This window comes from Kitasatospora sp. NPDC057500, assembly GCF_042802195.1.
In the GTDB taxonomy this organism is placed as follows: Bacteria; Actinomycetota; Actinomycetes; order Streptomycetales; family Streptomycetaceae; genus Kitasatospora.
In genome coordinates this window covers 1-20,514 of record NZ_JBHVER010000150.1, presented here as the reverse complement: position 1 = coordinate 20,514, position 20,514 = coordinate 1, and the positions used below count along the sequence as shown (strand labels likewise).

The following is a 20,514-nucleotide window of genomic DNA, read 5'->3' as shown; positions in this document are numbered from 1 at the left end:
CGTCCAGGCTCCGCCCCAGGCGGCCCCGGCGCGTCCGGCGCACCCGGTGCGGGCGGTGGCCCCGGAGGACGACATCCCGGAGGAGGACGACCCCGATCTCAACGAGGATGCGTTCTCCGGCCAGGAGCTGATCATCCGCGAGCTGGGCGCCACGGTGCTGGAGGAGATCCGGCACGGTGGGAACTGACCAGCACGTAGGCTCGTCGAGGACGACGCCCCAGGTACAGACCGAACGCAAGGAGTGAGCCGTGTTTCCCGGTGGTGGCCAGCCCAACATGCAGGCGCTGCTCAAGCAGGCGCAGAAGATGCAGCAGGACCTCGCCCAGGCGCAGCAGGAGCTGGCCGAGGCGAAGGTGACCGGTTCGGCGGGCGGCGGCCTCGTCGAGGCGACGGTTTCCGGTTCCGGGGAGCTGGTGGCGCTGACCATCGCCCCGGCCGCCGTGGACCCGGAGGACACCGAGACGCTGGCGGACCTGGTGCTGGCGGCCGTCCGGGACGCCAACCAGGCCGCGCAGAAGATGCAGGCCGAGCGGATGGGCCCGCTGACCCAGGGCCTCGGCGGCGGGATTCCCGGCCTGCCGTTCTGAGCCGGGCGGGACGGCCCGGAGGACTCCGGGCCGGAGGAACGCAGGGCCGGAGAACACCGGCCCTGGGACACCGGCCCGTAACGGTCCGGAGTTCAGACGGTGGACCCGTGTGATTTATGCGGGAGTCGGGCGTCGGGCGGTGTGCCCGGCGTCCGATTCGTTGGATGATGGCACCGGAGCACCCCGTGCGGGTGCCACCCGGTCCAACCCGAGGGAAGGCGCGACGTTGTACGAGGGCGTGGTTCAGGACCTGATCGACGAACTGGGCAGGCTGCCCGGCGTCGGGCCCAAGAGCGCGCAGCGGATCGCCTTCCACGTCCTTCAGGCCGACCCCGTCGACGTCCGCCGACTGGCGCACGCGCTGCTGGAGGTCAAGGACAAGGTCCGGTTCTGCGCCGTCTGCGGCAATGTCGCGGAGGCCGAGCAGTGCCGGGTCTGCCTCGACCCGCGCCGTGACCTCGCTGTCATCTGCGTGGTCGAGGAGCCCAAGGACGTCGTCGCCATCGAGCGCACCCGGGAGTTCCGCGGCCGCTACCACGTGCTGGGCGGCGCGATCAGCCCGATCGAGGGCGTCGGCCCGGACGATCTGCGGATCCGCGAGCTGCTGGCGCGGCTCGCCGACGGCACGGTCACCGAGCTGATCCTGGCCACCGACCCCAATCTGGAGGGGGAGGCGACCGCCACCTACCTGGCCCGGCTCTGCAAGCCGATGGGCCTGAAGGTGACCCGCCTGGCGAGCGGCCTGCCCGTCGGCGGGGATCTGGAGTACGCGGACGAGGTCACGCTCGGCCGCGCCTTCGAAGGGAGACGACTGCTCGATGTCTGACCGGACGATCAACCAGCAGCCCCACACGCCCCACCAGGCCGGACCGGAGCAGGACCGGCGCACCACCCAGGACGCCCCGCACGCCCCGCACACGCACGGGCACGGCTCCGAGCCGGACGACTTCGCGGTGCAGATCGCGGACTCGGTGGAGAGCTTCGTGCTCTCGGTGACCGAGGTCGCCAAGGGCGACGAGCCCGGCAGCGCCGTCTCGCTCCTCCTGCTGGAGGTCTCGCAGCTGCTGCTGGCCGGCGGCCGGCTGGGTGCCATCGAGGACGTAGTCCCGGACGACCGCTTCGAGCCCGACGCCGGTCCTGAGCCGGACGGCGAGCAGCTGCGGGAGCGGCTGGCCGAGCTGCTCGCGCCGATCGACGTCTACCACGAGGTCTTCGACCCGTACGGGCCGCCGGAGAAGCCGAACGCCTTCCGGATCTCGGACGACCTGGCCGGGGTGGTGGGCGAGCTTCAGCACGGGCTCACCCACTACCGCGAGGGCCGGGTCAGCGAGGCGCTCTGGTGGTGGCAGTTCTCGTACCTGTCCAACTGGGGCACCACCTGCACGGCCGTCCTGCGGGCGCTGCAGTCGCTGATCGCGCACGTCCGGCTGGACAGCCCGATCGGCGCGGCGCCGGACGGCGCGGACACCGACAACGACGGTCTCACCGACGAGCAGCTGGAGCAGCAGGCCGGTGACCTGATGGCGGCGGAACTCGGCCTGGGCCGGTAGACCGCGGAGTGGGGCCGTGGGGTGCGGCCGTGGGGTGCGGCCGCGCGGACTGTGACGGAAGCCTCACTCTCCCCGGCGGAGAGGAAAACCCCGGGGCGTCCGTCCGTTCGTCCGCCGATTCTTCGGAGCGGCGGGCGCCCGCCAGCAGACCTGCCGGTGGGGCCGCCCGCACCCCCGCTCACCTGCCGAAACGTGTGTCTCATCATATGGAAAGCGGAGGTCGGGGCACCCCCGCTCGGTAGACTGGCGCCGACCGCACTACCCCCGCCACCCGGGGGTGCGGGGGCCGATCGCCCCCGAAGACGACACAAGTCGAGGAGCGCACGTGGGCCTTGTCGTGCAGAAGTACGGCGGCTCATCCGTTGCGGATGCCGAGGGCATCAAGCGCGTGGCCCGTCGAATCGTTGACGCCAAGAAGGCCGGCCATGAGGTCGTCGTCGTGGTGTCCGCGATGGGCGACACGACGGACGAGCTCATCGAACTCGCGGAGCAGGTGTCACCTCTCCCCGCCGGCCGCGAGTTCGACATGCTGCTGACCGCTGGAGAGCGCATCTCCATGGCGCTGCTGGCCATGGCGATCAAATCCCTGGGCCACGAGGCGCAGTCCTTCACAGGCAGCCAGGCCGGCGTCATCACCGACTCCGTCCACAACAAGGCGCGCATCATCGACGTGACGCCGGGCCGCATCCGCACCGCCCTGGACGAGGGCAACATCGCGATCGTGGCCGGTTTCCAGGGCGTCTCGCAGACGAGCAAGGACATCACCACGCTCGGCCGGGGCGGCTCGGACACCACCGCCGTCGCCCTCGCCGCCGCCCTCAAGGCGGAGGTCTGCGAGATCTACACCGACGTGGACGGCGTGTTCACCGCCGACCCGCGCGTGGTGAAGAAGGCCCGCAAGATCGACTGGATCGCCTACGAGGACATGCTGGAGCTGGCCTCGTCCGGGTCCAAGGTGCTGCTCGACCGCTGTGTGGAGTACGCGCGCCGCTACAACATCCCGATTCACGTACGCTCGTCGTTCTCGGGCCTCCCCGGGACGATCGTCAGCAACGACAACCCGAACAAGCCCGAAGGGGGCGAGATGGAGCAGGCCATCATCTCCGGAGTCGCCCATGACACGTCCGAGGCGAAGGTCACGGTCGTCGGCGTCCCCGACAAGCCGGGCGAGGCGGCCCGCATCTTCCGTGCGATCGCCGACGCCGAGATCAACATCGACATGGTTGTGCAGAACGTCTCGGCGGCCTCGACCGGCCTGACGGACATCTCCTTCACCCTGCCGAAGACCGAGGGCCAGAGGGCCATCGAGGCGCTCGACCGGGTCAAGGAGGGCATCGGCTACGAGTCGCTCCGCTACGACGACGCGATCGGCAAGATCTCGCTGGTCGGCGCGGGCATGCGCTCCAACCCGGGCGTCACGGCGACCTTCTTCGAGGCGCTCTCGGCGGCCGGCGTCAACATCGAGCTGATCTCCACCTCGGAGATCCGCATCTCGGTGGTCACCCGCGCCGAGGACGTCAACGCGGCCGTCCAGGCCGTCCACTCCGCCTTCGGGCTGGACAGCGAGTCGGACGAGGCCGTCGTCTACGGAGGCACCGGGCGATGACCCGGCGGCCGAACCTCGCCGTCGTCGGTGCCACCGGCGCGGTCGGCGAGGTGCTGCTCGGCCTGCTCTCCCTCCGCCAGGACATCTGGGGCGAGATCCGACTCGTCGCCTCCCCGCGCTCGGCCGGCCGCAAGGCGGTCGTGCGCGGGGAGCCCGTCGAGGTGGTCCCGCTCACCGAGGAGGCCTTCGAGGGGATCGACGTCGCGCTGTTCGACGTCCCCGAGGAGATCGCCGCCCGCTGGGCGCCGATCGCGGCCGCCAAGGGTGTCGTGGTGGTCGACAACTCCGGCGCGTTCCGCCTGGACGACGCCGTTCCGCTGGTGGTGCCCGAGGTCAACGCGGCGGCCGTCCGGATGCGCTCGCGCGGCATCGTGGCGAGCCCCGACTCCACCACGCTGACCATGATCGCGGCGATCGGCGCGCTGCACGCCGAGTACGGCCTCGAATCGCTGGTCGTCGCCTCCTACCAGGCCGCCTCCGGGCTCGGCCGGGCCGGCACGGACACGCTGCGCACGCAGCTCGCCCAGGTGGCCGGCACCGACGTCGGCGAACAGACCGGCGACCTGCGCGCGGTGATCGCCGACCACGGACCCTTCGCCGCCCCGCTCGCGCTCAACGCCGTGCCCTGGGCCGGCGTGCTGACGGACGGCGGCTGGTCGTCCGAGGAGCGCACGGTGCGCGACGAGTCCCGCAAGATCCTCGGCCTGCCGCGACTGAAGGTCTCCGCCACCTGCGTGCGGATCCCGGTGGTGCGCACCCACGCGCTGGCCGTGCACGCGGTGTTCGAGCGCGAGGTCACCCAGGAGCACGCCCGCGAACTCCTGGCGGAGGCCCCCGGGGTGGTGCTGTACGACGATCCGGCGGCGGGCGAGTTCCCCACGCCGAACGACGCGGTGGGGACGGACCCGGTGTGGGTGGGCCGGCTGCGGCGGGCGCTGGACGATCCGAACGCGCTGGACCTCTTCCTCTGCGGGGACAACCTGCGGCGGGGCGCGGCACTGAACGCGCTTCAGATCGCCGAGGTGGTGGCCGCCGAAGGCGCTGCGGGCGCGGCCGGCGACGACGCCACGGCCGACGACGACGCTTAGGCGGGCGACGAGGCCTGGGCGGGCGATGCGTGGGCCGGCGATGCGTGGGCTGGCGACGCGGGGGCTGGCGACGCTTGGGCCGGTGATGCGTGCGGGCCTGTTTCGGGCGAGGTGTGAGGGCGCCGGCCCGGCTCTGCGCGGTATGTTCGCCGACTGTGCGAGGAATCCTCGCCGAATCCCCTGGAGGGGCGTTCCGTCCATGCGGAAGAATGTCCGCCGGGCTGGGCAACCATGACAGGGGATCGAGTGTCCAACGGGCGTGGCGAACGTGATGGTGGGGGCAGGAACGGGGATCTCGGCGACAGCCGCGGTCTCGTTCCCGTCGCGTGCCCAGCGGCCTGCGGATAGGCCGGAAGACGACCAGATGACGGCAGTCGCACCCGGCGCCGCGGACTCCGGCGCCGGTACCGCCGGTACCGCCGCCGGGACCAGCGAAGATCTGCTCACCGAGACCTATCAGGCACACTACCGATCCCTCCTGAGACTGGCGGCGCTGCTCCTCGACGACCTGTCGAGCTGTGAGGACGTCGTCCAGGAGGCCTTCATCCGGGTGCACGCGGCCCGGCGGCGGGTGCGCGAACCCGAGAAGACGCTGGCCTATCTGCGGCAGACCGTGGTCAACCTGTCCCGCTCGACGCTGCGGCGCAGGATCCTCGGGCTGCGGTTGCTGCAGAAGCCGATGCCTGACATGGCCAGTGCAGAGGAAGGCGCCTACGATGCGCTGGAACGCGACCAGTTGAAGGTCGCGCTGCGGGGTCTGCAACGCCGTCAGCGGGAGGTTCTGGTGCTGCGCTACTTCGTGGACATGACGGAGGCGCAGGTGGCGGAGACCTTGGGCATCTCGCTCGGTTCGGTGAAGGCGTACGGCTCACGAGGTCTCGCCGCGCTGCGGGTCCAGATGGAGGCGGAGGCCGGGCATGGCTGAGAACGATCGCACGGGCACCGGCGGGGACCCAGTTCCGCCGGGCACGGAGCACGAGGAGCGGTTCGTCCGGGAGTTGATGGAGCGGGCGGTGGCCGATCTGCAGCCCGCGCCCGGCAGCCTCCAGCACATCCGGCGGGCGATCCCGCGCCGGCGGGCCGTCCGGCGCGGAGCCTGGACGGGCGCCGCCGCCGTGGCCGCCGCGGCCTCCCTGCTGCTGCCGGCCCTGCACACCGCGGACCACCTCGGCCTGTCCGGCGGCCCCGGCTCGCCCGGCAACACGGGCGGGAGCGCCTCCGCGACCGTCGCGGGCACCGTCCCGGGCGGCGCCACCGGCACGCCCGAACTGCCGCCGACGCCCGGCTCCGGGCTGCCGGCCGTGCCGGGCAGCCCGTCCGGCACCGTCGGCGGCTCGCCGAGTGCCGGACCGAGCACCAGCCGCCCCGCGCCCGGCACCTCCGGGCCCTCCACGGCCACCACCAGCGGCGGGAGCAACGCCCCGGCGCCGGCGCTGTGTACGCGCTCCGACCTCGGGCAGGGCACCGCGAACCTCGGGGCCGCGGACGCCGAGGGCCGGATCTACGGGTCGTTCACGGTGACCAACGTCTCCGGGCGCAGCTGCCGGCTGGGCGGGCCGGGGTCGGTCACCGTCACCGGTGCGGCGGCGGCGGACAGCGGCCGGATCCGGATCGCCTTCCACACGGCCGGAGACCCGGCGACCGAGCTGCCCGCGCCCGGCCCCTCGTCCGGCCCCGCGGCGGGGAAGGACGCGGGGAGCGACGGGCCCGTCCTCGTGCCCCGGGCCGGGTACCGGGTGGACTTCGCCTGGATCCCGGACCCGGCCGGCTGCCCCGTTGCCCCCGGTGGCGGGTCGGCCTCGCCGAGCGCGTCCACCGGCACCGGCCAGCCGGGCACGTCCGGCGGCGGTGCGACGGGGGGCGGTACGACGGGCGGCGGCGCGGGTGGTGGCGCGGGCGGTACCGGCACGGCGAGCGGTGGCCCGGGGACGGGTTCCGGCACGGGGCCGGGGACGGGTCCGGGGACGGGCTCCGGTTCCGGCGCGGGCGGAGGGACGGGGGGCTCGGGCTCCGTGCCGGGCGCCGGCGCGGGTGAGGGCGGCGCCGGTTCCGGCTCGGGTTCCGTGGCCGGGGCGGGCACCGGGCCCGCGTCCGGCGGTGAGGTGGCCGGCCCGGGCACGGGCGGGGCATCCGGCGGGGGCTCGGCGGGCACGGGCGGCGGCGCGGCCGGTCCGGGTGCCGTGAGCGGCGGGCCGGGGACGTCGGCGGGCGGTACGAGTGGGGTGCCCGGGGTGGTTCCGGCGTCCGACCCCACCGTGGAGCCGACCGCACCGCCGCGGCCGACCACGACGACGGGCGCGCCCACCGGTGCACCGAGCCCGTCGGCCACGACGACGTCCGGCCCCAGCAAGCCCGCGGTGAACGTCACCCTGGCGTACACCCCGGCCCCGGGTAACCCGGCCGCCGCGACCGCCGTGCTGCCCGGCGCCTGCGCCGGCACGGTCTACCGGACGACCCCCCAGCTCCTCACCCCCGACCCCGGCACCTCCCCCTCGGCGGGCTGAGCCACCGCGGAGGCGGCAGCCCCGCGTGGGGAGTGGGAAGTCGGCGGGTCCGGCTTCCTGCTCCGGGGGTGGCCGGAGTATGTAGACCGGTCGGCATATTCGGTGGCCGGGTGGTACGTGGGGGAGGGGAGGTCGGCGGGTCCGGCTTCCTGCTCCGGGGGTGGCCGGAGTATGTAGACCGGTCGACATATTCAGTGGCCGGGTGGTGCGTGGGGGAGTGGGAGGTCGGCGGGCCCGACTTCCCACTCCTGGAACAGACGGGCTATGTAGACCGATCTGCATATTCGGCAGCAGGGCGAGGCGGGGGCGCGGGAGTGAGAAGTCGGCTGGTTCGACTTCTCGCTCCGCGGCGCGCTGAATAGGTAGACCGGTCGGCATATTTCCCGGAGGTGGGACCAGGGCGCGGAGGGGTGCATGGGGGCCCTGGGGGTGGGCGGGGTGTGAGGAGTGGTTACCGTGGGGGGTGTGTACCGGTTCCTCCTCACCCCGCGCTGGCTGAGCGGCACCGCACTGGCCGTGGCGGCCGTCGCGGTGTGCGTCTGGCTCGGCTCCTGGCAGCTCGGCCGCTTCGAGGACAGGGTCTCCTCGCACCAGGAGATCAGCCGGGCGGCGGCCGACGGCGGCGCGCCCCGGCCGCTCGACGAACTGCTGTCGGCCGAGCGCCCGCAGGTCGCCACCGACACCGTCGGCCGCGCCGTGACGGTCACCGGCACCTTCGACGAGCAGCACCAACTGCTCGTCCCCAACCGCGTGTTGGACGGCAAGCAGGGCTACTACGTGCTCACCCCGCTGCGCACCGCCGACGGCCGGACCGCCGCCGTCGTCCGCGGCTGGGCCGCCGGCGCTCCCCCGGCCGGGGCAGCCGCGCCGGCGCCCGCGCCGGTCGGCGAGGTGACCGTGACGGGCCGCCTCCAGGCCGGCGAGAACAGCGGCAGCGGCGGCGCCGTGGCCGGCGGCCTCCCGGACGGCCAGCTCGGCACGATCAACCGGGCCGCGCTCGTCAACAAGCTCGAACTGGACGGCTGGTACGACGGCTGGGTCTCCACCGACACCGCGGCGGACGGCCTCACCCCCGTGCCGACCGTGCAGCCGCAGGGCGGCGACGGCCTCTCCCTGCGCGCGTTCCAGAACCTCGGCTACACGCTGGAGTGGTTCGTCTTCGGCGGCTTCGTGGTCTTCATGTGGTTCCGCCTGATGCGCCGCGAGGCGGAGGCGGAGCAGGACCGGGCCCTCGGACTGGACCCGGTCCTGGACTGACGCGCCGCCGATCAGCGGGGCGGCTTCACCGGCGGAACGGTCGGCCTGCCCGGCACCGGCGCCGGTGCGGACGGGACGGCCGGGGTCGGCACAGCAGGCGGCACAGCAGACGGAGCACCGGACGAAGACGCACCGGGCGACGGAGCGCCGGACGACGGCGAGGCGGTCGGCGGCGCATTGTCGCACCTGCGGCCGCTGCTGTCGTCGCCGCTGCCGTTGTTCCTGGAGTTGTACGTGTCGGTGTGGTGCCGCGTCTTGCGGCCGCTCTTGGAGCCCTTGGACCCCTTCGACCCGCTCGACCCGCCGGACCCCTTCGAACCCGACTTGGCGAGCACCACCACGCCCTCCTCCGCCGTGCGGAACGCCGCCTTCACCGCCGTGGAACCCGCCGTGGAACCCACCGTGGGGGAGGGGAACGGGGACGCCGACGGCGAGGCCGATACCGACGCCGACGGCGAGGACGGCGGCGGACAGGCCGCGCTCCCGCCCCCGCCCTCGTCGTCGTCCTGCCCCGAGCAGCCGGTGAGCACCAGCACCCCGGCCACCCCCACCCCCACGATCGTCAGCAGACGCCTCACCCCGTGCCCCCCGTTTCCCACGTCTCCTGCTGCTCCTACTGCTCTACTGCTCTACTGCTCCGTGCCCGCCTGATTCTCGCCCACGGCCGGACCGTCGAGGTGCCGGCGGACGAAGTCGATCTCCAGCCGCAGCTGCTTGATCCGCTCGTCCACCACCAGCGACCCGTGCCCGGCGTCGTACCGGTACACCTCGTGCGGCTTGCCGAGCTGCTCCAGCCGCTCGACGTAGTTGTCGATCTGCTTGATCGGGCAGCGCGGGTCGTTCACCCCGGCGCTGATGTACACCGGCACCCGCACCCGCTCGACGTACGTCAGCGGTGAGGACGCCGTCCAGCGCTCGGGCACCTCCTCCGGCGTGCCGCCGAACAGGGTGCGGTCGATCGCCTTCAGCGCGTCCATCTCGTCCTCGTACGCCGTCAGGTAGTCCGCGACCGGCACGGCGGCGACGCCGAGGCTCCACAGCTCCGGCTGCGTCCCGAGCCCGAGCAGCGTGAGGTAGCCGCCCCAGGAGCCGCCGGACAGCACCAGCCGCTCCGGGTCGGCCAGCCCGCTCGCCACCGCCCACTCCCGCACGGCGGCGATGTCCTCCAGCTCGATCAGCCCGACCCGCTCGCGCAGCGCGTCCGTCCAGGCCTGGCCGTAGCCGGTGGAGCCGCGGTAGTTGACCCGGACCACCGCGAAGCCGTGGTCCAGCCAGGCGGCCGGCCCGGCGGCGAAGGAGTCGCTGTCGTGGTGGGTCGGGCCGCCGTGGACCTCGAAGACGGTCGGGATCGGCCCCTCGCCGGACCCGGCCGGCCGCTGGACGAGCGCGTGCACCCGCCCGCCGGGCCCGTCCACCCACACGTCCTCGACCGGCACCGAGCCGGGCGGGACGGCGCCGGGCGCCCGCAGCACCACGGCGCCGGCGGTGGAGCGCACCGCGGACGGCTCGGCGGCGGAGGACCAGAGGAACTCCACGGTGCCGTCCGGCCGCGGGGTGGCGCCGCCGACGGTGCCGCGCGGGGTGTCCAGGCGGGTGAGCACGCCCTCGTCCAGGGAGAACGAGAACAGCTCGCTGCGCGCCTCGTACTCGTGCTCGATCAGCAGCGACCGGGCGTCCGGCCGCCACTGGGCGGAGAGGTCGCCGGGCAGCTCGCGGCCCTGCTCGTCGCGGAGCACCAGCGCCGTCTCGACGCCGGTCGCGACGTCCCAGATCATCGGCTCCCAGCGGCCGGTGCGCTGGTGGGCGACCAGCAGCCGGGTGTCGCCGTCGAGCGGCGCGAAGCCCAGGCAGGCCACCCCGCGCGGCTCGTCGCGGCCGGTGACCTCGTCCAGCTCCGCCACCGTGGAGACGGCGTCCCCCTCGGCGGGCAGCCGAACCACACGGATCGCGCCGTGCATGGCGTCGCCGTGCTCGGTGTGGTCGATGGCCAGCAGGGTGGCGTCGCGGCTGAGGTCGCCGACGCCGCCGTACTCGGCGTGCCGGTAGATCTCGACGGCCTCGGCCGCTCCGGCGCGGCGCAGGTGCAGGGTGGTGCCGCCGTCGTCGGTGGACCGGCCGACCACCACGGTGCCGTCCCGGCCGAGGGCGAGGCCCGCTTCGTAGGACGGGGCGAGGCCGGGGACGGCCTCCTCGTCGGTGCCCCCGGTGCCCCCGGGGCGGCCGGCGAAGGGCTGGCGGCGCCAGATGCCGAACTCGTCTCCGTCGCTGTCGTCGAACCACCAGATCCACTCGCCGTCGGGGGACAGCTCGGCGTCGGTGGTGCCGTTGGGGCGGTCGGTGACCTGCCGGTGGGTGTCGGTGGCGCGGTCCCAGGCGTAGACCTCGTAGGTGCCGCTGGCGTTGGACACGTACAGCGCCCGGTCGGGGGCGTCCTCGGCCCAGTCCGGCAGGGAGACCCGTGCCGCCCTGAACCGCTGCTCCCACGCCGGTACGGCGCTCTTCTCCTCGCTCATCCACCCATCCAACCCGATCGGGGGGAGGAAACGGAACGGGAGGGCGGAAGCGAAGCGGGGGACGACCGTCACGCGGCCCTCCCCCGCGGCGCCGCCGCGCGGGCTCACCCCGTCCGGCGGGGCAACAGCTGCACCAGGGCCACCATCAGCAGCTCCAGCACCGCCAGTGCCGCGAGGCTGTGCCCGAAGGCGCCGGCCGCGTCGTCGGCGGCGTAGTACAGGATGCCGATCAGCGCGACCCCGAGCGCCCCGGCCACCTGCTGGACGGTGGAGAGCAGGCCCGCCGCCGCGCCGGCCCGCCGCGGTTCGACGCCCGCCAGCACCACCGACGTCACCGGGGCGACCACCAGGCCCATCCCGAGCCCGTCGACGAACAGGCCCGGCGCCAGCCACCAGACGCTGCCGGAGGAGCCGGCAGCGGTCACTGCGAGCCACAGCAGGCCCAGTCCGGCGGCCATCAGCAGCCCGCCGAGCGCGATCGCCTGCCGGCCCAGCCGCGCGACGACCCGGTGCGCGGCATTGGAGGTCACCAGGTAGCCGACGCCGATCGGGGTGAAGACCAGGCCCGCGCCGAGCGCGTCCAGGCCGCGGCCGGGTTGCAGGTAGAGGGCGAGCACCAGGAAGAACGACGCCTGGCCGAGCCAGAAGGCCAGCTGGGCGAGGAGGCCGGTGGTGAAGGCGCGGTAGGCGAACAGCCGGGTGTCGACCAGTGGTGAGCCGCCCGCCCGGCCGCCGCGGTGCTGGTGGACGGCGAACAGCGCGAGCAGCGCGGCCGAGGCGCCCGGGCAGATCCGGGTCCACGGCGGCCAGTCGGCGTCGGGGCCCTGGATCAGCGGCAGCACCAGGCCGGTCAGCGCGACGGTGACCAGCGCGACGCCCACCGGGTCCAGGCCGGGCCGGTGCGGGGCGCGTGACTCGGGCAGGCAGCGCCGCACCAGCGCCAGGGCGGCCACGCCGACCGGCAGGTTGAGCAGGAAGCAGGCACGCCAGTCCAGGCCGAACAGGTCGGCACGGATCAGGACCCCGCCGATCAGCTGTCCGAGGACGGCGCCGAGGCCCATGGTCAGCCCGTACATCGAGAACGCCCGGGCCTGCGGGGGGCCGCTGTACGCGGTCCGCAGGATCGCCAGCACCTGCGGGCCCATCAGCGCCGCCGCCAGGCCCTGGGCGATCCGGGCGGCGACCAGCGCGCCCGCGGTCGGGGCCAGGCCGCAGGCCGTCGAGGCGAGGGTGAACAGGGCCAGGCCGAGCCCGAAGACGCGGCGCCTGCCGTAGCGGTCCCCGAGCCGGCCGGCGGTGATCAGCCCGGTGGCGAGGGCGAGGTTGAAGCCGGCGACCACCCACTGGACGGCGGCCGGTCCGGCTGCCAGGTCGGTCTGGAGGGAGGGGACGGCGACGTTGACGACGAAGATGTCGAGGGCGGTCATGAAGGTCGCGGTCAGCAGGACCGGCAGCAGGCCGCGCGGGGCGGGTGCGGTGGTCGAGGCGGCCGGGCGGGCGGTGATCGTGCCGGACAACTCTTCATCTCCTGGGGTCTGTTGAACCGGGGCGGGCGCTCGGGAAGCCCGCCCCGGTGGTCGAGCGGGGGGTGTCGGCTCAGGCGCCCGGGACGCGGTCGAGGAAGCCGTACACCGAGGCGATCCGGCCCTCGGCGTCCGCGACCAGCACGTCGAAGCCGATGACCAGCGGCACCTCACCGGCCGGGCCGAGGTTCCACGTGAAACGTGCGATGCCGTGGTGGGCGTCGACCGGGCCGAGGGTGAACACCAGCCCGGGGAACTGCGCCTGGGCGGCGCCGATCAGCGCGTCGACACCCTCGCGGCCGGTGACGGCGGCCAGCGGGTCGGTGTAGGTGCCGTCCTCGGCCCAGGCCTCGTCGACCAGCCTGCGGCGGGCGGCCGGGTCGGTCTCGTTCCAGGCGGCGAGGTAGCGGGCGGCGAGCTGCTGCAGGTCGGTCGGCTGGAGGTCGGTCGGCCGGGTGGCGGTCATGGTCTTCTCCCCTGTCCGGTTGGGCTGTTGGCGGGCCGTTCCCGCTGGTCGAAAAGGTACGGACGGCGGCCGGCGGGCGAATCCGTCGTGGATGGGTAGGGCGTACGTACGTCGCCGCCAGTAGGGTCGGAGCGACGGGAGGAGGGGGCCGGGGGTGCTGTACGGGCGGGAACGGGAGCGGGCCGCCGTGGACGCGCTGCTCGACGGGGCGCGGGACGGTCGCAGCGGGGTGCTGGTGCTGCGCGGGGAGCCGGGGATCGGCAAGACGGCGCTGCTGGAGTACGCGGTCGCGGCGGCCGGGAGCGGCGTCCGGGTGATCCGGGCGACCGGGGTCGAGTACGAGGCCGAGCTCCCCTTCGCGGGCCTGAGCCTGCTGCTGGCGCCCGGGTTCGACCGGCTGGACGCGCTGCCGGGGCCGCAACGGCGTTCGCTGGAGGGCGCGTTCGGCCTCGGGGAGGCGGCGGGCGGCGCCGACCGGCTGCTCGCCGGGCTGGCCACGCTCGGCCTGCTCGCCGAACTCGCCTCCGAGCAGCCGCTGTTGTGCGTCGTCGACGACGCGCAGTGGCTGGACCGCTCCTCGCTGGACGCGCTGCTGATCGCCGCCCGCCGGCTCCAGGCGGAGGGCGTCGCCCTGCTGCTCGCCGCCCGGGACGACGGCGGCGAGGCGTTGTCGCTCGCCGGGCTGCCCGAGCTGCGGCTGACCGGGCTCGGCGAGCCGGACGCCGTGCGCCTGCTCGCCGACCGCGCGGGCGGGCCGCTCGCCGAACCGGCCCGGCGGCGCCTGCTCGCCGAGGCGGCCGGAAACCCGCTGGCGCTGGTCGAACTTCCCTTGACGGGTGAGGACTTCGGACCGGGCGGGCTCCCCCTCACCAGCCGCCTGCGGATCGCCTTCCACGGCCAGGTCACCGGCCTGCCGCCGGACACCCAGACGCTGCTGCTGGCGGCTGCCGCCGAGGAGAACGGTGAGCTGGACGTCGTCCTCGCGGCGGCCGCCGTTCTCGGGGCGGGCGCCGAAGCGCTGGCGCCCGCCGAACGGGCCGGGCTGGTCACCGTCGGCGCGGACCGCCGGCTGCTCTTCCGGCACCCGCTGCTGCGCACCGCCGTCCTCCAGCGGGCGCCGCTGCAACAGCGGTTGCACGTCCACCGGGCGATCGGCGAGGCCCTGGACGACGGCGACCGGCGCACCTGGCACCTCGCGCTGGCCGCCACCGCGCCCGACGCAGACCTCGCCGACGCGCTGGAGCGGACCGCCCAGCGGGCCGAGGCGCGCGGCGCCCACGGCGGTGCGGCGGCCGCGTACGAGCGCGCCGCCGGGCTCACCCCGGACCGCGACGGCGCCACCCGCCGCCTGGTGCTCGCCGCCGAAGCGGCCACCGAGGAAGGAAAGTTGACGCAGGCCGAGGCGCTCGCCGACCGGGCCGGGGCGCGCACCGACAGTGTCTTCGCGCACGCCCTGCTCGACCAGGTCCGGGCGGTCGCCCACTTCTGGCGCGGCGCCTACCCGGCCGCGTACCGGCTGCTTCTGGACGCCGCCGCGACCGACATCGAGCCCGCGCACGCCGCCCGGATGCTGATCCAGGCCTTCCACGCGGCCTGGTACGTCGGCGAGGAACCGGTGGCCGTCGTGCTCGACCGGCTGGCGGCCCTCCCGCTCGGTCCGGAGGAACCGCTCGCCCCGCTGGCCCGGCATCTGCCGGCCGCCGTACTTCCGGCCCTCGGGCGTCCGGCCGGGGCCCTGCCCGAGCTGCGCGCCACGGTGGAGGCGGCGCGCAGGGCGGGCGCGGAGAGCCCGGTCGACCTGGTGCAGCTGTGCGGCGCGGCACTCGTCCTCGGGCGCGACCACGAGACGCTGGAGCTGTCGGTGGAACTCGTTGCCGAGGCCCGGGCCAAGGGGACGGTCGGGGTGCTGCCCACGCTTCAGTTCTTCCTCGCCGAGGCCGAGTTGTTCCACGGCCGGCACCGCGACGCCGAGGTGACGGCGGCGGAGGGACTCGCGCTGGCCCGGGACACCGGGCAGCACCAGTGGACCAGCCAACTCGCCGCCGTGCTGGCCTGCTTGGCCGCCCTCGGCGGGGACGGCGAGCGGTGCACCGAGCTGGCCTCCGCCGCTCTCGTCTCCGGCTCTGCCGCACCCGCCGCCGGTGAGGCGTGGGCGCACTGGGCACTCGCGCTGCTGGACCTCGGACAGGGCCGCGCCGCTGCTGCTGCGGACCGGTTGTCCGCGCTCACCACCGGGCCGTACCGGCACCACATCGGCGTGACCCGGGCGGTGCCCGACCTCGTCGAGGCGGCCGTCCGGCTGGGCGAGCCGCAGCGGGCGGCCGAGCCGTACGAGCGCTTCGCCCGCTGGGCGGACGCGGCCGGGACGGGGTGGGCGGAGGCGCTGCGGCTGCGCTGCCAGGCGCTGTTGGGGCCGGACGGGTCGGCCGAGTCGGCGTACCTGGCGGCGCTTGAGCTGCACGAGGGCACGCACCGCCCGTTCGAACAGGCGCGGACGGCGCTGCTGTACGGGGAGTGGCTGCGACGGGAGCGCCGGCGGACGGACGCCAGGCCGCACCTGGGCGCGGCGTTGGAGACGTTCGAGCGGCTGGGTGCCGTGCCGTGGGCCGACCGGGCCCGGGGGGAGCTGACGGCCACCGGCGCCGCCGCGCCGGTGGCGCCGGCAGGAGCGCTCACGGTGCTCACACCGCAGGAGTTCCAGATCGCGCGGCTGGCGGCCCGGGGGCTGACCAACCGGGACATCGCGGCGCAGTTGTTCCTGAGCCCGAGGACGGTGGGGCACCACCTCTACAAGGCCTATCCGAAGCTGGGGATCGCCTCGCGCACGGAGCTGGCGGCGCTGTTCTGAGCACGGGAAGGTCGGTGGGGGAGCTCGCTGGACTCCCGTCGCGAACGGTCTCGGACGGTCTCGGACGGTCGCGGAGTGGGAAGTCGGCCAGTCCGACTTCCCACTCCAGTCATCGGATCAGTTCTCCCGCTCGGCGTCCTGCGCGGCCGCCAGATGCCGGTGGCATCGCTCCAGCAGCTCCCGCATGGACTCGCTGATGATGGCGAACAGCTCTGCCGACGAAGCGAACCGAGCGCCCGCAGGCGTCTCCGTACCGAGGACGTCGGCTCCCCGGCGCGCCATCCCCGCCAGGGCCTCGTTCATCTCGACCGCCCCGAGGATCGACCGGAGCCAGATCTCGTCATCGGTCACATAGCGCTCGCGGCGCTCGCCGGGAACGCGCTCCCGCCTGACCAGTCCCTGCTGTTCGAGGAATCCCACCGCATGTGACACGGACGCGGCGCTCACGCGAAGCCGCTGGACCAGGTCGGCGGCGGTGAGGGTGCCGGCGTCGGTCGTGAAGACGGCGGCCAGCACCCTCGCCTCCATCTTCGGGAGACCCGACTGCGCGAGCATCGTGGTGAAGGTCTCCAGGAACCCCTGCACCGCCTCCGGGTCCCGCCCGTACCCGCTGTCCGGTACCGCCGGCGCCGCCGGCCGGGCCTTCTTCGCCCGCCGGGCCCGCGTCGCGGTGTCCTCCTCCGCCCGCTCCGCCCGGTAGCCCTCCGGGCCGCCGTTGCGGGTGACCTCGCGCATGATCGTCGAGGCCGGCCGCCCCAGGCGCCGCCCGAGTTCGGCGTACCCCAGTCCTTCGGCCAGGCCCGCGGCGATGCGCTGACGGTCCTCGCTGGTGAGTCTGCCTCCGGGCATCGGTCCTCGTCCTCCGTCTGTCGACCACGTGCTGCGAAGTATGCATTCACTCGGAACTCATTGCAAAGACAGCCTTGCCCTCCATTGCATTCACGCTCACGCTCATTGCAATAGTGGCCGAACATGCCTTGTGGCTACCGCGCATTGCACGTTGACGAATATCTAAACGCAATGTACCTTCGTCATTGTTCAGAGGTTCTCGAACAGCACTGAGTGGGGAGACTCATGATGGACAAGAACAGCCTGCGCAAGCTGCGCACCGTCCTGGAGCGGCACGTCGAGTCCGGCGGGATCCCCGGCGTCGTCGCCCTCGTCGGCGACGGCAACGAGACCCACGTCGAGGCGGTCGGCACCATGAGCCGCGACGGCGGTGCGCCGATGGCGCGCGACACCCTCTTCCGGATGGCCTCGACCTCCAAGCCGGTCACCATGGCCGCAGCCGCGATCCTGCTCGACGAGTGCCGGATCCGGCTGGACGACCTCGTCGAGACCTGGCTGCCCGAACTCGCCGACCGCCAGGTGCTGAAGCGGATCGACGGCCCGCTCGACGACACCGTCCCGGCCCGCCGGCCGATCACCGTCCGGGACGTGCTGACGTCCACCCTCGGCATCGGCATGGACATCACGGCGCTCGGCACCCCGATCATGACCGCGGTCATCGAGAACGGCCTCACCCCCGACCTCCCGCAGCCGATGCCCGAGCCCGACGAGTGGATCCGCCGCCTCGGCACGCTCCCGCTGATGAACCACCCCGGCGAGCGCTGGCAGTACCAGATCGCCAGCGACGTGCTGGGCGTGCTCGTCGCCCGGGTCACGGGGCAGCCGTTCGAGGACTTCCTCCGCGAGCGCGTCTTCGGCCCGCTGGGCATGCAGGACACCGGCTTCCACGTGCCCGCCGACAAGCTCGACCGGCTGCCGCCCCTCTACGCCCCCGACCCGCAGACCGGGGAGTTCCACATCTGGGACGCGCCGGCGGACGGGCGTTGGAGCAGGCCCCCGGCGTTCCCCGGCGGTGGCGGCGGGCTGGTCTCCACCGCCGACGACTTCCACGCCTACTTCCGGATGCTGCTGAACCACGGGAAGCACGGCGACGCGCGCATCCTGTCCCGCCCGGTCGTCGAGCTGATGACCACCAACCGCCTCACGGCCGAGCAGACCGCCGCCCGCGAGACCCTGGCCCGCGACAACGTCCACCTCTCGTACGGCCAGGGGCAGCACGGCGGTTGGGGCCTCGGGATGGCCGTGCGCACCTACCGCGGTGACTACGCGCCCATCGGCCAGTTCGGCTGGGACGGCGGCAGCGGCACCTCGACCTACGCCGACCCGGAGAACGGGATCACCGGCATCCTGCTCACCCAGGTCGGGATGACCGTCCCGAACGCGGCCCGGCTCATCCACGACTTCTGGACCACCGTCCACCAGTCCGTCGACGCCTGAACCACCCCACGACACCGAAGGATCACACCACCATGGCTCTCACCCTGACCGACCAGGACAAGTCCACCCTGCGCACCGCCGCCTACGGCGCCGTCTCGCTGCTGGCCGCCGCCGACGCCGCCGGCTCGCCGCACCGGATCGCCACCGACGGCTCCATCGCCCTCGCCACCGCGACCGGCCCGGTCGGGCACGTGCTCGCCGAGAAGTCCGCCGTGAACGGCCTCGACGGCAGGACCGTCGCCGAACTCGCCGACCACGTCCTGCCGGCCCTGACGGCCGCCGCGACCCTGCTCGACGCCCAGGACCCGGCCGAGGCCGCCAACTTCCGCGGCATCGTCGACATCGCCCTCGCCACCGCCACCCGGTCCCGCAAGGGCGAGCCCACCCCCGCCATGGCGGAGATGACCCGCAGGATCAACGAGGCCCTTGCGACCGCCTGACCGGCAGCGCGGTCCAGGCCGGTTCCCGCGGCAGCAGGTGGCCGGTCGGCGAGCACAGGCCGTCCCCGGCCGCCGCCATGCCGGGTGCCCACACCCGGCGCTGCGCATCCGCCCCGGCCGTCCCCGGACGGCACTTCGCAACTGATCCAGTCGCCCCGCACGCGCAGCCTGCCTCCCGAGGACCCGCCCCTCCCGTGGGCGACCGGCCGCGGTCCGGGCCGGGCGTCGATCGGCCGTGGGCCGCGGAGCAGGAGACGCCTCCGGCGACCGGCCGCGTCATTCGCCCGCCGCCGCGGCCTCGGCGGCCTTCGCGGCCTCGGCGGTGGCGATGCCGTCCAGGCGCGCGTACTGCTCGTCGGTCAGTTCGACGGCCAGTGCGCCCAGGTTCTCCACCAGGTGCTTCTCGGACGTGGTGCCCGGGATCGGCAGGATGTTGGGCGAGCGGTGCAGCAGCCAGGCGAGCGCGGTCTGCGCCGGGGTGGCGCCGACCTCGCGGGCGACCTCGGTGACCGGGCCGTCCGCGCCCGCGTGGCCGCCGACGGCGATCGGGAAGAACGGCATGAACGCGATGCCGCGCTCGGCGGTGAAGTCCACCACCGCGTCGTGCCGGCGGGCGGCCAGGTTGTACCAGTTCTGCACGGTGGCGATCGGGGCGATCTCCAGGGCCTGCTCCAGCTCCTCGACGGTGACCTCCGAGAGGCCGATGTGCCGGACCTTGCCCTCGTCCTGCAACTGCCTGAGCGCGCCGATCTGGTCGGCCAGCGGCACCCCGGGGTCGATCCGGTGCAGCTGGAGCAGGTCGATCCGCTCGACCCGCAGCCGGCGCAGGCTCAGCTCGGCCTGCTGGCGGAGGTAGGCGGGGTGGCCGAGCGGGACCCACTCGGTCGGGCCCGGGCGGGTCATGCCGACCTTGGTGGCGACCACCACGTCCTCGGCGTACGGGTGCAGCGCCTCGGCGATCAGTTCCTCGCCGCCGCCGAGGGCGTAGGAGTCGGCGGTGTCGATGAGCTGGACGCCGTTCCCGACGGCGGCGCGCAGCACGTCCAGGGCGGCGGAGCGCGGGGTGGGAGCGTGCCAGATGACGGCGTCGGAGGGCTTGATGTCCGGGGTGTCGGCCAGGCGCATGGTGCCGTAGCCGATCCGGCGGATCGTCAAGTCGCCTCCGATCGCGAAGGTCTGACGGTCAGTGCGGACGATTTGGGTCTCGGTGTTCGTCATGCCCGTCACGCTACAATCTCTCATCCGTGTGAGATTCAAGGGGATGTGAGGGGCGTCACATGCGGATCGGTGAGCTGGCGGCGAGGACCGGGGTCAGCGTCCGGCTGCTGCGGTACTACGAGGAGCAGGGCCTGCTGGAGGCGCACCGCCCGGAGGGCGGGCACCGCCGGTACGGCGAGGACGCGCCGACGGTGGTCCGCAACATCCGGGCCCTGCTGGGGGCGGGGCTCTCCACCGGCGCCATCCGGGACGTGCTGCCCTGCGTGGACGGCGACGGTGCGGTGGCCCCCTGCATGCTGGAGGTGCTGGAGCAGCGGCTCGACCTGCTCGACCGGCAGATGCTGTCGCTCGGGGCGAGCCGCGCTGCGCTGGCGGGGATCGTCGAGGCGGCCCGGCGGGAGGCGCCGGTGCCGGCCTGAGGCCGTCCCGCCCCTACCCCTTCCCGTACTTGCGGACGAACGCGCGCAGTTCGCCGGCCACCGGCGCGGGCGCGATGCCGGGCAGCAGGAACCACCAGAGCCGGACGATCCGCTCCGGCAGGTCGGCCCGCCCGGTGCGCAGGTGGGACATGACCTGCGAGCCGGTGCAGGCCGCGACCAGCACTTGGGCGAGCTCCTCGACGACGACG

Annotated in this window: 18 protein-coding genes and 2 pseudogenes; 14 read left to right on the top strand and 6 right to left on the bottom strand. The window is 74.1% G+C overall.

From position 1 onward, the window contains the following. The 10 genes and pseudogenes from ACFU74_RS26665 to ACFU74_RS26620 form a co-directional block, all read left to right on the top strand. Nucleotides 1–187, top strand: a pseudogene (locus ACFU74_RS26665) (hypothetical protein); the annotation flags it as partial. 61 nt (nt 188–248) lie between these two features. Next, nucleotides 249–587 (top strand): YbaB/EbfC family nucleoid-associated protein, encoded by a 339-nt coding sequence (locus ACFU74_RS26660; RefSeq protein ID WP_380679590.1) that lies wholly within the window; start codon nt 249–251, stop codon nt 585–587. 226 nt (nt 588–813) lie between these two features. Next, nucleotides 814–1,413, top strand: coding sequence for a recombination mediator RecR (gene recR / locus ACFU74_RS26655; RefSeq protein WP_030392621.1), 600 nt, complete (start codon nt 814–816; stop codon nt 1,411–1,413). After that, nucleotides 1,406–2,137: a DUF5063 domain-containing protein gene (locus ACFU74_RS26650; RefSeq protein WP_380761110.1), complete on the top strand. Its 732-nt coding sequence runs from the start codon at nt 1,406–1,408 to the stop codon at nt 2,135–2,137. The genes recR and ACFU74_RS26650 overlap by 8 nt, the downstream gene beginning before the upstream one ends. 325 nt (nt 2,138–2,462) lie before the next feature. Continuing rightward, the gene (locus tag ACFU74_RS26645; protein WP_380761108.1) at nt 2,463–3,743 is read left to right on the top strand and encodes an aspartate kinase; all 1,281 of its coding nucleotides are present in this window, start codon (nt 2,463–2,465) and stop codon (nt 3,741–3,743) included. Next, the gene (locus tag ACFU74_RS26640; RefSeq protein ID WP_380761106.1) at nt 3,740–4,831 is read left to right on the top strand and encodes an aspartate-semialdehyde dehydrogenase; all 1,092 of its coding nucleotides are present in this window, start codon (nt 3,740–3,742) and stop codon (nt 4,829–4,831) included. Before ACFU74_RS26645 ends, ACFU74_RS26640 begins: the two co-directional genes overlap by 4 nt. Before the next feature lie 364 nt (nt 4,832–5,195). Next, nucleotides 5,196–5,756 carry a SigE family RNA polymerase sigma factor gene (locus ACFU74_RS26635; RefSeq protein WP_380761104.1) on the top strand — a complete coding sequence of 187 codons (561 nt, stop codon included), beginning with the start codon at nt 5,196–5,198 and terminating at the stop codon, nt 5,754–5,756. Beyond that, nucleotides 5,749–7,335 (top strand): hypothetical protein, encoded by a 1,587-nt coding sequence (locus ACFU74_RS26630; protein ID WP_380761102.1) that lies wholly within the window; start codon nt 5,749–5,751, stop codon nt 7,333–7,335. The genes ACFU74_RS26635 and ACFU74_RS26630 overlap by 8 nt, the downstream gene beginning before the upstream one ends. A 465-nt stretch (nt 7,336–7,800) precedes the next feature. Continuing rightward, nucleotides 7,801–8,592, top strand: coding sequence for an SURF1 family protein (locus tag ACFU74_RS26625; protein WP_380761112.1), 792 nt, complete (start codon nt 7,801–7,803; stop codon nt 8,590–8,592). 276 nt (nt 8,593–8,868) lie between these two features. Next, complete coding sequence (locus ACFU74_RS26620; RefSeq protein ID WP_380761100.1) at nt 8,869–9,243, top strand: hypothetical protein; 375 nt, start codon at nt 8,869–8,871, stop codon at nt 9,241–9,243. On the opposite strand, the gene ACFU74_RS26615 is transcribed toward ACFU74_RS26620, so the two are convergent. The 3 genes from ACFU74_RS26615 to ACFU74_RS26605 all read right to left on the bottom strand — a co-directional run bounded on the left by ACFU74_RS26615 (nt 9,222) and on the right by ACFU74_RS26605 (nt 13,094). Beyond that, nucleotides 9,222–11,105: a prolyl oligopeptidase family serine peptidase gene (locus ACFU74_RS26615; protein WP_380761098.1), complete on the bottom strand. Its 1,884-nt coding sequence runs from the start codon at nt 11,103–11,105 to the stop codon at nt 9,222–9,224. The genes ACFU74_RS26620 and ACFU74_RS26615 overlap by 22 nt on opposite strands. 104 nt (nt 11,106–11,209) lie before the next feature. Beyond that, on the bottom strand, nt 11,210–12,622 hold the full coding sequence (locus tag ACFU74_RS26610; protein WP_380761096.1) for a DHA2 family efflux MFS transporter permease subunit: 1,413 nt from the start codon (nt 12,620–12,622) through the stop codon (nt 11,210–11,212). Nucleotides 12,623–12,701: 79 nt separating this feature from the next. Beyond that, nucleotides 12,702–13,094 carry a nuclear transport factor 2 family protein gene (locus tag ACFU74_RS26605; protein WP_380761094.1) on the bottom strand — a complete coding sequence of 131 codons (393 nt, stop codon included), beginning with the start codon at nt 13,092–13,094 and terminating at the stop codon, nt 12,702–12,704. Between the two features lie 154 nt (nt 13,095–13,248). Between ACFU74_RS26605 and ACFU74_RS26600 the strand changes: the two genes are divergently transcribed. Further along, the gene (locus ACFU74_RS26600; protein ID WP_380761092.1) at nt 13,249–15,942 is read left to right on the top strand and encodes an AAA family ATPase; all 2,694 of its coding nucleotides are present in this window, start codon (nt 13,249–13,251) and stop codon (nt 15,940–15,942) included. 117 nt (nt 15,943–16,059) lie between these two features. On the opposite strand, the gene ACFU74_RS26595 is transcribed toward ACFU74_RS26600, so the two are convergent. Further along, on the bottom strand, nt 16,060–16,791 hold the full coding sequence (locus ACFU74_RS26595) for a helix-turn-helix domain-containing protein (protein ID WP_380761090.1): 732 nt from the start codon (nt 16,789–16,791) through the stop codon (nt 16,060–16,062). A 228-nt stretch (nt 16,792–17,019) separates the two neighbouring features. Here ACFU74_RS26595 and ACFU74_RS26590 point away from each other — a divergent pair, with 228 nt between their 5' ends. Beyond that, nucleotides 17,020–18,228, top strand: a complete 1,209-nt coding sequence (locus ACFU74_RS26590; protein ID WP_380761088.1) for a serine hydrolase domain-containing protein — start codon at nt 17,020–17,022, stop codon at nt 18,226–18,228. Nucleotides 18,229–18,260: 32 nt separating this feature from the next. Further along, nucleotides 18,261–18,668: a hypothetical protein gene (locus ACFU74_RS26585; RefSeq protein ID WP_380761086.1), complete on the top strand. Its 408-nt coding sequence runs from the start codon at nt 18,261–18,263 to the stop codon at nt 18,666–18,668. Between the two features lie 276 nt (nt 18,669–18,944). Here the strand turns inward: ACFU74_RS26585 and ACFU74_RS26580 are convergent, their stop codons facing one another. Next, the gene (locus ACFU74_RS26580) at nt 18,945–19,886 is read right to left on the bottom strand and encodes an aldo/keto reductase (protein ID WP_380761084.1); all 942 of its coding nucleotides are present in this window, start codon (nt 19,884–19,886) and stop codon (nt 18,945–18,947) included. Nucleotides 19,887–19,945: 59 nt separating this feature from the next. Between ACFU74_RS26580 and ACFU74_RS26575 the strand changes: the two genes are divergently transcribed. Next, nucleotides 19,946–20,305: a MerR family transcriptional regulator gene (locus ACFU74_RS26575; protein WP_380761082.1), complete on the top strand. Its 360-nt coding sequence runs from the start codon at nt 19,946–19,948 to the stop codon at nt 20,303–20,305. Between the two features lie 13 nt (nt 20,306–20,318). Here the strand turns inward: ACFU74_RS26575 and ACFU74_RS26570 are convergent. Beyond that, a pseudogene (locus ACFU74_RS26570) lies at nt 20,319–20,514 on the bottom strand (TetR/AcrR family transcriptional regulator); the annotation flags it as partial.

What these genes read in the sequence shown, in the direction of transcription:
- ACFU74_RS26650 (WP_380761110.1), top strand. Translation starts at nt 1,406, where the DNA reads ATGTCTGACCGGACGATCAACCAGCAGCCCCACACGCCCCACCAGGCC.
- ACFU74_RS26640 (WP_380761106.1), top strand. Translation starts at nt 3,740, where the DNA reads ATGACCCGGCGGCCGAACCTCGCCGTCGTCGGTGCCACCGGCGCGGTC.
- ACFU74_RS26635 (WP_380761104.1), top strand. Translation starts at nt 5,196, where the DNA reads ATGACGGCAGTCGCACCCGGCGCCGCGGACTCCGGCGCCGGTACCGCC.
- ACFU74_RS26630 (WP_380761102.1), top strand. Translation starts at nt 5,749, where the DNA reads ATGGCTGAGAACGATCGCACGGGCACCGGCGGGGACCCAGTTCCGCCG.
- ACFU74_RS26615 (WP_380761098.1), bottom strand. Translation starts at nt 11,105, where the DNA reads ATGAGCGAGGAGAAGAGCGCCGTACCGGCGTGGGAGCAGCGGTTCAGG.
- ACFU74_RS26605 (WP_380761094.1), bottom strand. Translation starts at nt 13,094, where the DNA reads ATGACCGCCACCCGGCCGACCGACCTCCAGCCGACCGACCTGCAGCAG.
- ACFU74_RS26595 (WP_380761090.1), bottom strand. Translation starts at nt 16,791, where the DNA reads ATGCCCGGAGGCAGACTCACCAGCGAGGACCGTCAGCGCATCGCCGCG.
- ACFU74_RS26590 (WP_380761088.1), top strand. Translation starts at nt 17,020, where the DNA reads ATGGACAAGAACAGCCTGCGCAAGCTGCGCACCGTCCTGGAGCGGCAC.
- ACFU74_RS26585 (WP_380761086.1), top strand. Translation starts at nt 18,261, where the DNA reads ATGGCTCTCACCCTGACCGACCAGGACAAGTCCACCCTGCGCACCGCC.
- ACFU74_RS26580 (WP_380761084.1), bottom strand. Translation starts at nt 19,886, where the DNA reads ATGACGAACACCGAGACCCAAATCGTCCGCACTGACCGTCAGACCTTC.
- ACFU74_RS26575 (WP_380761082.1), top strand. Translation starts at nt 19,946, where the DNA reads ATGCGGATCGGTGAGCTGGCGGCGAGGACCGGGGTCAGCGTCCGGCTG.